This is a genomic window from Actinomadura sp. CNU-125, from assembly GCF_001942465.1.
Classification (GTDB): domain Bacteria; phylum Actinomycetota; class Actinomycetes; order Streptosporangiales; family Streptosporangiaceae; genus Spirillospora.
This window is the reverse complement of the sequence record NZ_MKJY01000225.1, coordinates 1-8,726: the sequence shown is the minus strand read 5'-3', so window position 1 is coordinate 8,726 and position 8,726 is coordinate 1. Positions and strand designations below refer to the sequence as shown.

General features: G+C 73.8%; 8 protein-coding genes and 1 pseudogene. 3 read left to right on the top strand and 6 right to left on the bottom strand.

Going from position 1 to position 8,726, the window contains the following annotated elements; genetic code table 11:
- Positions 1 to 463 precede the first annotated feature (463 nt).
- From BJF79_RS25260 to BJF79_RS25250, 3 genes are read right to left on the bottom strand one after another with little or no spacing between them, the layout of a single operon-like run.
- Positions 464 to 1,159 carry an acetoacetate decarboxylase family protein gene (locus BJF79_RS25260; RefSeq protein ID WP_262402552.1) on the bottom strand — a complete coding sequence of 232 codons (696 nt, stop codon included), beginning with the start codon at positions 1,157 to 1,159 and terminating at the stop codon, positions 464 to 466.
- Positions 1,160 to 1,191: 32 nt separating this feature from the next.
- Positions 1,192 to 1,683, bottom strand: coding sequence for an SRPBCC family protein (locus tag BJF79_RS25255; protein ID WP_262402551.1), 492 nt, complete (start codon positions 1,681 to 1,683; stop codon positions 1,192 to 1,194).
- 32 nt (positions 1,684 to 1,715) lie between these two features.
- Entirely contained in the window at positions 1,716 to 2,312 is a 597-nt protein-coding gene (locus tag BJF79_RS25250; RefSeq protein ID WP_083733861.1) for an HD domain-containing protein, read from the bottom strand.
- A 169-nt stretch (positions 2,313 to 2,481) separates the two neighbouring features.
- Between BJF79_RS25250 and BJF79_RS25245 the strand changes: the two genes are divergently transcribed.
- Positions 2,482 to 4,326 carry a PQQ-binding-like beta-propeller repeat protein gene (locus BJF79_RS25245; RefSeq protein ID WP_158079287.1) on the top strand — a complete coding sequence of 615 codons (1,845 nt, stop codon included), beginning with the start codon at positions 2,482 to 2,484 and terminating at the stop codon, positions 4,324 to 4,326.
- Positions 4,314 to 4,670: a hypothetical protein gene (locus tag BJF79_RS25240; RefSeq protein WP_158079286.1), complete on the top strand. Its 357-nt coding sequence runs from the start codon at positions 4,314 to 4,316 to the stop codon at positions 4,668 to 4,670. The genes BJF79_RS25245 and BJF79_RS25240 overlap by 13 nt, the downstream gene beginning before the upstream one ends.
- Here BJF79_RS25240 and BJF79_RS25235 read toward each other — a convergent pair.
- The 3 genes and pseudogenes from BJF79_RS25235 to BJF79_RS25225 form a co-directional block, all read right to left on the bottom strand.
- Positions 4,645 to 5,768: pseudogene (locus tag BJF79_RS25235) on the bottom strand (glycosyltransferase). The gene BJF79_RS25240 and the pseudogene BJF79_RS25235 overlap by 26 nt on opposite strands.
- Before the next feature lie 165 nt (positions 5,769 to 5,933).
- Complete coding sequence (locus BJF79_RS25230; protein WP_075901017.1) at positions 5,934 to 7,196, bottom strand: nucleotide sugar dehydrogenase; 1,263 nt, start codon at positions 7,194 to 7,196, stop codon at positions 5,934 to 5,936.
- Positions 7,197 to 7,245: 49 nt separating this feature from the next.
- Entirely contained in the window at positions 7,246 to 8,415 is a 1,170-nt protein-coding gene (locus BJF79_RS25225) for a glycosyltransferase family 4 protein (RefSeq protein ID WP_262402550.1), read from the bottom strand.
- Here BJF79_RS25225 and BJF79_RS25220 point away from each other — a divergent pair.
- Entirely contained in the window at positions 8,405 to 8,707 is a 303-nt protein-coding gene (locus BJF79_RS25220; protein ID WP_075901013.1) for a hypothetical protein, read from the top strand. The two genes, BJF79_RS25225 and BJF79_RS25220, sit on opposite strands and share 11 nt — an antisense overlap.
- Positions 8,708 to 8,726 lie beyond the last annotated feature (19 nt).

Genomic DNA, 8,726 nt, shown 5'->3' with positions numbered 1-8,726 from the left:
AAGCGGACGCCGGGCGCGGGGTGTTCGGCGGCGAGGGCGCGGCAGGTGAGGCGGCGACGGCGGCGGACGCGGCGGCGTGGGCGGGGGAGCGGGACGGGGGGTCGGTGAGCACGATGATCTCGCCGCGGCCGCCGGCTCCAGCATGCCGGGGAGGGCCGCCTCGATCGCGTGGGACGCGCCGAGCAGCTCCAGCCGTAGAACGCGTTCTAGTTCGACGGACGGGGCGGCGGTGGGGGCGCAGACGAGCCGGTGCACCGGGCCGGTGACCGCGAGGACGGCCGCGACGGCCTTGCGGTCGGTGACGTCGCAGCCGCGGGTGTGCGTGTTCGGGGAGCGCAGGGCCGTGCGGGCGAGCCCCGGTTCGTCGGTGTCGACGGCGACGACGTCCCACGCGTCGGCGGCGAGGCGCTGGGCGGCGCGGGCGCGATGCCGCGGGCGGCGCCGGTGACGAGCGCGGTGGGTCTCATGGACGGACCTCCTCGGCGGCCTCGAACGTCATCTGCAGGTGGCCGACGGTGCTGGCACTGAGCGCGCGGGCCCCGTCGAGGCCGAGTGCGCGGAGCTCGTCCGCGACGGGGTGGTCGCCGAGCCGGAGGGTGGCGCCGCCCGGGCGCATCCGGACGTCTCCCGGCGTGACCTCCCACGGGATGCGGCGGGTGACGCCGTCGAGGTGCGCGTACGCCTCCACGCGCGGGCTGCGGGACCCGGACGGGACGGGCGCGCCCGGGCGCACGGCGAGCTCGATCGCCGTCCGGCCGCCGAAGCGGACGGCGCAGCGCTTGACGCGCGACGCGAGGTGCATGGGGATGTCGGCGAGTTCCTTGGGGAAACCCCAGATGCTCCGCCCGGCCTCCAGGGTGAACTCCTGGTTCACGGGCAGCCAGTGGATGAACGCGCCGACCTTGCCGCCGGGCGGGCGGGCCAGGAACGCGACGGCGAACTCGTGGTACGGGCCGAGGTCGCCGTCGACGTACCGGACGAACGCCAGGGAGCAGATCGCCCTGCCGCGGAGGGGTTCGAAGACGTCGAGGCCGGAGTAGGCGATCAGGGCGCGGGCGGCGGGGGCGGGGACGGCGAACATCGCCGAGGCCACGGCGGCTTCGCGGATCCGGACGGGCATGGCGACCCGTTCGCCCTGCACGGCGTAGTCGGTTGTCACATTCCTTAGTAGAACAGGTTCTTGTTTTTCTGTCACGTGCCGGACGCGCGTTCGACGCCCGTCCGGATCCGGTCGAGGGTCGCGCGCATCCCCTGCCGGTTCGCCGCCGCGCGCCGTTCGGCGGGGACGCCGGTGAACACGCGCCCGAGCCACGAGGCGAACCCGGCGCCGCGATGGCCGCGCCGGAGGTCCTCCCAGTACTCGGTGAGCCGGGTGCGCGGCGTCCCGTCCACGTCGAACCCCTCGAACCGGTAGCCCCACAGCGCCGTCGGGATGCCGAAGACCGACACCCGGAAGGCGAACGCGCCGCCCGGCTCCGCGACGGTGACCTGGCACGTCGTGAACCACAGCCGCCACCCGAGCCGGTTGAACCCGACGAACCGGGTGCCCGGGACGATCGTCCGCCCGCGGATCCACGTCGCGAACACCTCCGGGCTCCACTCGCGCATCCGCCGCAGATCGGCGACCGCCGTGTAGACCCGGTCCGGACCGGCGTCGATGGCGACGCTCTCCTCGACCCCCACTCGCGTTCCATGGCCCGAATCATCCCGCACCCTCAGAGCAGGTGCGCGTACCGCTCCCGCCACGACGCGTACCAGGACGCGAACCACGGTTCGTCCGCGGTGAGCGGCACGATGTAGGTGAGGGTCTCGGCGTAGTACCGGCGCTGGAAGTCGGGCGGCATCCGGTCGAGGGTCTGCACGTTGCTCACCCGGTCGGCGAGCTTCACCCGGACGGCCTCCCGCGGCGCGTCCCGGAGCCGCCGCAGGTACGCCGACTTCGCGGCTCGCTTCGCCTGCCGTCCCGTCCCACCGGCCGGGGGCTTGGTCACCCAGTCGACCAGCTCGGCGACGTGCGGCCCGAACTCGTCCTCGACGTCGCCGATGGTGGCGGGGGTGTCCTCGACGACGTCGTGCAGCAGCACGGCGGCCAGGATGTCGGGGTCGGTCTCGCCCACGCCCCGCACCAGTACTTCGAGCGCCTCCAGCAGATGCTCCAGGTAGGGTGCGCCGGTGGGGCGCGTCTGGTCGCCGTGCCAGCGGACGGCCGCGCGCGCCGCTCGTCCGATGCGATCGGCGTCGAGCGCGGGATGGTTCTCCGCGAGGTCCGCGCGGGCGTCGTCCCAGGTGCGCCAGCGGTCGAACACCTCCATGCATTCCTCCCATTCCGTACCGGTATTTCTTTTTCTGGTCGTGTCGCGCGGGCGCCCCGCGACAGGGCATGGTGGAGGTTCACCTTAAGCGGAAGGAGGCGGCGCGGTCGTGGTCGGGAGCCGGCAGCGGCCCGGAGACCGGCCGGAGCCGGCGGGCAGGATCCGCATCGTGTTCGGGCTCATCGCCGGCGGGCTGGCCGTGGCGCTGTGCGTCGTCCTCATCGACCGGTTCGTCCTGCACGCCGAGTGGTGGGAGGTTCGGCACAGGGTGACCTCCGAGGCCGTCTCGCCGCTCGGCGACGTCGGCCCGCCGCCCGGCCCCCTCGCCGTGAGCTGGGAACGGGCCACCCGGGTGCACCGCGGGCCCGTCGCCGGATACGACACCGTCTCCTACGACGTCACCAAGGGGCAGATCGTCACGGTCTCCGGCCAGGGCGTCCAGGTGGTGGACGCCCGCACCGGCGCGAAACGGTGGAGCTACAGCCGGTCGGACTGGTCGCTGCTCGGCTGGACGTCCACCGGTTCGCAGCTCGTCGGCTACTTCGAACGCGACGGGCACCGCGCCGACCGCGTCCTCGTCGGGTTCGACGTCCTGTCCGGCTCGCTGCTGTGGAAGCGGGAGGGACCGCGCCCCGCCGCCGTGTCCCGCACCACGCTGCGGTTCCCCGCCGGGTCCGGGGTCGTCCTGGCCACCGACGACGAGCGCGGCAAGCTCATCGGCCTGGCGGCCGCGACCGGCGAACCGCTGTGGCAGCGGTCGGTGCGGCACGGCTGCCGGCTGTTCGAGGGCGCCGCCCAGCCGTCCGGCGACCGCGACGCGCTCGTCGCGCTCGCCCTCGACTGCGCCCGGCAGAACCGGCCCAGCCGACTGCTCGCCCTCGCCCCGGAGAACGGCGAGATCCGCTGGGACGAGGGACTCGGGGCCGAGGAGGCGCCCGAGGTGACGATGCTGGACGGCGTCACGCTCGTCTCGGACGGCACCGCGCTGCGGGCGTTCGACGAGGAGGGCGCCGAGTTCGCCTCCTGGGACGGCGACGCGGTGTGCGGCGACGGCATGTGCCCGAGCGTCCTCGCGGATGGGCGGCTCATCGTCGTCTACCACCCGAACGGGACGAAACGGGGCACCACGCTCATGGAAGCGGTCGACGTACCGTCCGGGAACGTCGCGTGGGCGCGCGAGGTGCCGTCCTACACGGCGCTGGCGCGCGCGGGCGGCACCCTCTACGCGCTGCGCCCCCGCCTGTCCGACCTGCTCCTGCCCGCCGGGATCGACGTCGTGTCCCCCGCGGACGGGACCGCCACCACCGCGCCCGCGCCGTTCACGATGGACCCCGACCTGCCCGGCAAGCGCCCGTGGATCGCCGCCGCGGGCGGCCTGCTGTACGTCGCGGTGGCCGAGGCGGTGCCGCGCCCCGCGGGCGAGTCGCGGCTGGTCGCGCTGCGCGGCGGCCGCATCGGCCCCGGACCCGACGAACTCGGCGGCGTCCCGGAATCCGACTGGCCGGACGCCTGCGAACTGCTGAAGGAAGAGGACCTCGCGCGGGTCGGACTGGAGGACTACACCACCGACCCCGACGGGGCCGAGGTCGGCACCGCCGACCTCCCCGACCCGGTCTCCTGCACCTACGAACCGGTCGCGAAGAAACCCGACGACAAGGCGGACGGCGACACCCCCGGCACCGACCCCGAACCGAGCGGTGGCGACGGCACGGGCGATGGCGACGGGTCGGGCGCGAGCGGCGGCCGATCGGGCGCGGGGAGCGAACCCGGCACGGGTGACGGAACGGGTCCCGGTGATGGGGCGGGCGCGGGTGCGAAACCGACGCGGGTGATGGATCGGCCTCGGACGGTGGGGTCGGCTCGGGCGGCGATGTGGGCGCCGGCGACGGTTCCGGCGCGGGTGGCGATGGCGGCGGGTCGGGGTCGGGTGGGGCTCGGGCTACCAGTCCGCCACCGCCTACCGGGGTGCCCGGCGGGGAGTCGGGGGAACGGGCCACCGCCGTGCGGGGGCTGACGGTGAGCGTGCGGTGGGTGGCGGAGACCGACGAGGCGGCGTCGCAGATGCTGGACGCGTTCCAGTCCGTGCAGGCGCAGGTGCGGCGGCGGGAGAACCTCGGCGGCGACGAGATGTACGAGATCGGGGCGACGGCCGGGGTGATCGCGGTCCGGGTGGGGCGGGTCATCGCGGTGGTGGAGGCGGGCAGCCCGACGGGTGCGGCGGCGCGGCTGGCGAAGTCGGTCGCGGTCCGGCTGGAGGAGCGCGACCGGGCGTTGCGGGCGGCGGAGGCGAAGCGGCTCGCCGAGGAGCGGGAGAAGGAGGCCGGACGGCGGGTCAGTGATCCGCCGCGGGCTCCATGATCGCGGCCGGCCGGGCCTGCCCGGCCCAGGACTCCAGGTGGGAGACGAACCGGGCGGCGTGCACGGGCCAGTGGAACTGCTCGCGGGCGGCCTTGTGGCCGCGGCGGCCGAACTCGGCGCGCAGGTCGGGGTCCTTGCGCAGGCGCAGGACGGCCTCGGCCGCGGCCGCGGCGTCGCCGAACGGGACGATGAAGCCGCATTCGGCCGGTTCGACGATCTCGACCGCGGGCGGGTTCGGGGTCGCGACGACCGGGACGCCGCGCGCCATGTACTCGATGATCTTCGTGGGGACGGAGTGGCGGTAGTTCGGCTCGTCGTGCAGGAGCGCGAGGCCGACCATGGCGCCTTCGGCGATGCGCAGGGCGCGGTCGTTCGGGACGAACCCGTACCAGCGCAGGACGTCCCGGCGCTGGGCGTCGCGCAGTGCGGGCTTCACCGACTCGTCGGCGGAGCCGATCAGTTCGACGGTGACGCCTTCGGCGGCGAGCAGCCGGGCGGCTTCGATCATCTCGTGGGCGCCGCGCGCCGCCGAGATGTGCCCGACGTAGACGGCGCGGTTGTCGTCGGGGGCGCCGGGCGGTTCGTCGGCGACGTAGGTGGTGTTGGGGACGACCGGGTGGTCGTCGCGAAAGCGGGCGCGGTAGCCCTCTTCGGCGAGCAGGAGGCGGTGCCGGCGTTCGCCGCGCCGCTCCAGGCGGCGGACGGCCGGGCGCAGGAGGGGGCGGGCGGGTGCGGGCAGCCAGCCCTTCATGCCGAGCGCGGCCGCGGTGTCCTCGTGGACGTCCCACACGACCGTCCGCGCGCGCGCTCGCGGGGCAGGGCCATGAGCAGTTCGGGGTCGTGCAGGAGGATCACGTCCGCGTAGGAGGCGTGGTCGGCGAGGGCGCGGCGGGCGGCGCGCATGGCCTTCAGCCGGTGCCGTCCGGTCGCGCGGGGCACGTCCACGGGGCTGATCTCGCGCCACGGCGCCACATTGCACGCCCGGAAAGGGGCCATATAGGTGACCTCGTGACCGGCGTCCAATAGTGCCCGGATTTGCCGGTGCAGAATGCGTGCATCTTCCGGATGGTGCACGATCGTGCAAACACAGACCCGCATTCCATACACTCCGCAACCTGCCGAACCAACCCGCCTAACCGGCTTCCGCTCCCGATCCTGGGGCCGCGATGGAAATGGCGGATGAATTCCCGCCCACCACCGCGTGGACGGCACCGGGCGATTCCCCGATCTCTGGTATGGGCGCCCGGGCCGTCCCGTGAACCGCTAGAGCAGCTCGACGGTTTCCTGCTCGACGCCCCGGGTCCGGCCGCGCGTGTCGAACAGCAGGCGCGCGTGCCGCGCCAGCGTGGACGCGTCGTAGCCGGCGTGGTCGGCGAGGACGATCGTCAGGTCGGCGTCCGCGAGCGCGGCGGGCAGGTCGTCGCCCGCGTCGCGCACCTCGACGCCGTCGACCGACCAGCCGGTCACGTGCGGGTCGTGGAACGCGAGGTCGGCGCCCAGCCGGGCCAGCCGGCGCGCCACCGGACGGGCCGGGGACTCGCGCTGGTCGGCGATGTCCGCCTTGTACGTGACGCCGAGAAGGAGGACCTTCGCGCCCTTCAGTGCGCGTCCCTCCCGGTTGAGGAGCTGCTGGGCGCGTTCGGCCACGTACCGGGGCATCCGGTCGTTGATCTCCTGCGCCAGTTCGACGAACCGGAACGGGTAGCCGAGCGAGCGGACCTTGTACGACAGGTAGTTCGGGTCGATCGGGATGCAGTGCCCGCCGACGCCCGGCCCCGGCCGGAACGCCTGGAAGCCGAACGGCTTGGTCGCCGCGCAGTCGATGGCGTCCCACAGGTCGATGCCGAGCTCGTTGCAGAACACCGCCATCTCGTTGACCAGGGCGATGTTGACGTGCCGGTAGGTGTTCTCCAGCAGCTTCGCCATCTCGGCCTCGCGGGTGCCCTTGGCCTCGACGACCCGGTCCACGAACTTGCCGTAGAACGCCGACGCGGCGGACGCGCACGCCGGGGTGAGCCCGCCGACGATCTTCGGGGTGTTGCGGACGCCGTAGACCGGGTTGCCCGGGTCGATCCGCTCCGGCGAGAACGCCAGGTGGAAGTCCACTCCCGCGACCTGGCCGGACTCCTCCAGGATCGGCCGCACGACCTCCTCGGTCGTGCCCGGGTAGGTGGTCGACTCCAGCACCACGAGGGCCCCGGGCGCCAGGTGCCGGGCGACCGCGCCGGCCGCGCCGCGCACGGCCGTCAGGTCGGGCCCGCCCTCGGGCGACAGCGGCGTCGGGACGCAGATGACCACGGTGGGCGCACCGTCCAGGACGTCCTCGGACGTGCTCGGCACGAACCCGGCCGCGAGCATCTCCGCGACCTCGTCCGGCGCGACGTCGTCGACGTGCGAGCGGCCCTCGCGCAGGCCGGTGACGACGCGCTCGTCCAGGTCGAGCCCGCCGACCCGCAGGCCCGCGCGGCACGCCTCCCGGACGAGCGGAAGCCCCACATAGCCGAGTCCGATGATGACCAGATCCATCACTCGGCTCCCTTCACGAACTTCACGGACTTTTACGTTGAAATGGCGATCACCGGGTTCCGTACGCGTATGCGGCGGTGTATCCGGACGCGACGGCGCCCCAGGTTCGCTCGGCACCGACCCATTCCCGGGCGGCCTGACCGATTTTTCGCCTTCTTTCTGGACTGTAAGCCAGCTCATCCAGATGATCGGCCCATGCTTCCGGGTCTTCCGGAACTGTTAACGTCCCCGTCACGCCGGGTTCCACGATTTCGCGAAGAGCCTTGACATCACTGGCTATAACGGGGATTCCCCCTGCCATCGCCTCGATCGGTTTGAGAGGGGTGACCAGCTCGCAGACCCGGTCCGCCCGCCGGGGGACCGCGAAGACATCGAGGAGCGCGTGGTGGCGGCGTACGGACCGCATCGGAACCCGGCCGGTGAACACGGCGTGCACGCCGTGCCCGGCCGCGCGCCGTTCGAGCGCGCCGCGCTCCGGCCCGTCCCCGACGAGCAGCAGCGTGACGGGCGTGCCCCGGTCGCGCAGCAGCGCCGCCGCGTCGATCAGCGTGCCGATGCCCTCGTAGCCGAAGAACGACGAGGTCAGCCCCACCACGAACGCGTCCGGGGCGATGCCCAGCTCGGCCCGCAGGCCGGACGCGTCCGGCAGCGGCTCCAGGAACGCCTCGTCCACCCCGTTCGGCACGAGGAAGATCTTCTCGGCGGGGACGCCGCGCGACGCGATCTCCGCGCGCATCGCCTCGCCGAGCGTGACGACCGCGTCCGCCTCGGCCATCCGCCGCGTCTCCAGTTCCCGCGTGAGCCGGTAGAAGTCGTCGGTCTCGCGGTGCGACGGGTCGCGCGACAGCCAGGAGTCCTCCAGGAAGCCGCGCACCTCGTAGACGACGGGCAGCCCGCGGCGGCGGCCGAGCTCCAGCGCGACGGCCGCGTTCAGATGGTTGCTGACCGCGTGCAGGACGGCCGGGCGCACCTCGTCGACGAGTCGTCCGGCCAGGTCGGCGGCCCGTTCGACGGCCCGCACCGGATCGGCGGGCGGCAGCCACGGCAGCAGCCGGTGGTAGGCGACGCCGTCGACGTCCACGCGGGGCCGGGCGTCGCCGACGCCCTGGCTGAGCGGGTAGCCGAGCCGGGTCGCGACGTGCACGTCCCGGCCCTGCTCGCGCAGTGCCAGCGCGATGCGGTGCGTGCGGACGGTATAGCCGGCGTTCGTGTTCGGCAAGGCGTTCGTCACGAACTGCAGGACGGCCCCGGCGGGCGGGGAGGACGGACGTGCGGGCCGCCGACCGTCCCGGCGGCCCCCGGGGCGGTCGGCGGAGTCGGTGCGGACGGCCGGGGCGGCGCGGCTGCGCGAGCAGCGCGCGCAGTTCGGCGTTCTCGCGGCGGACGACGCGCCGCACCGGCCGGTCGGTGCCGTCCTGCTCGCTCATTCCCACACCCTCAGGGCGATGATCGTCACGGTCAGGCGAACGACCAGAGGTGGTCGTCGTCCGCGGAGCACGGAAAGGCGGTGAGCCCGGCGTGCAGGGCACC

Coding starts and splice junctions, on each gene's coding strand:
- BJF79_RS25230 (WP_075901017.1), bottom strand. CDS start 7,196: ATGGATCTGGTCATCATCGGACTCGGCTATGTGGGGCTTCCGCTCGTC.
- BJF79_RS25250 (WP_083733861.1), bottom strand. CDS start 2,312: ATGGAGGTGTTCGACCGCTGGCGCACCTGGGACGACGCCCGCGCGGAC.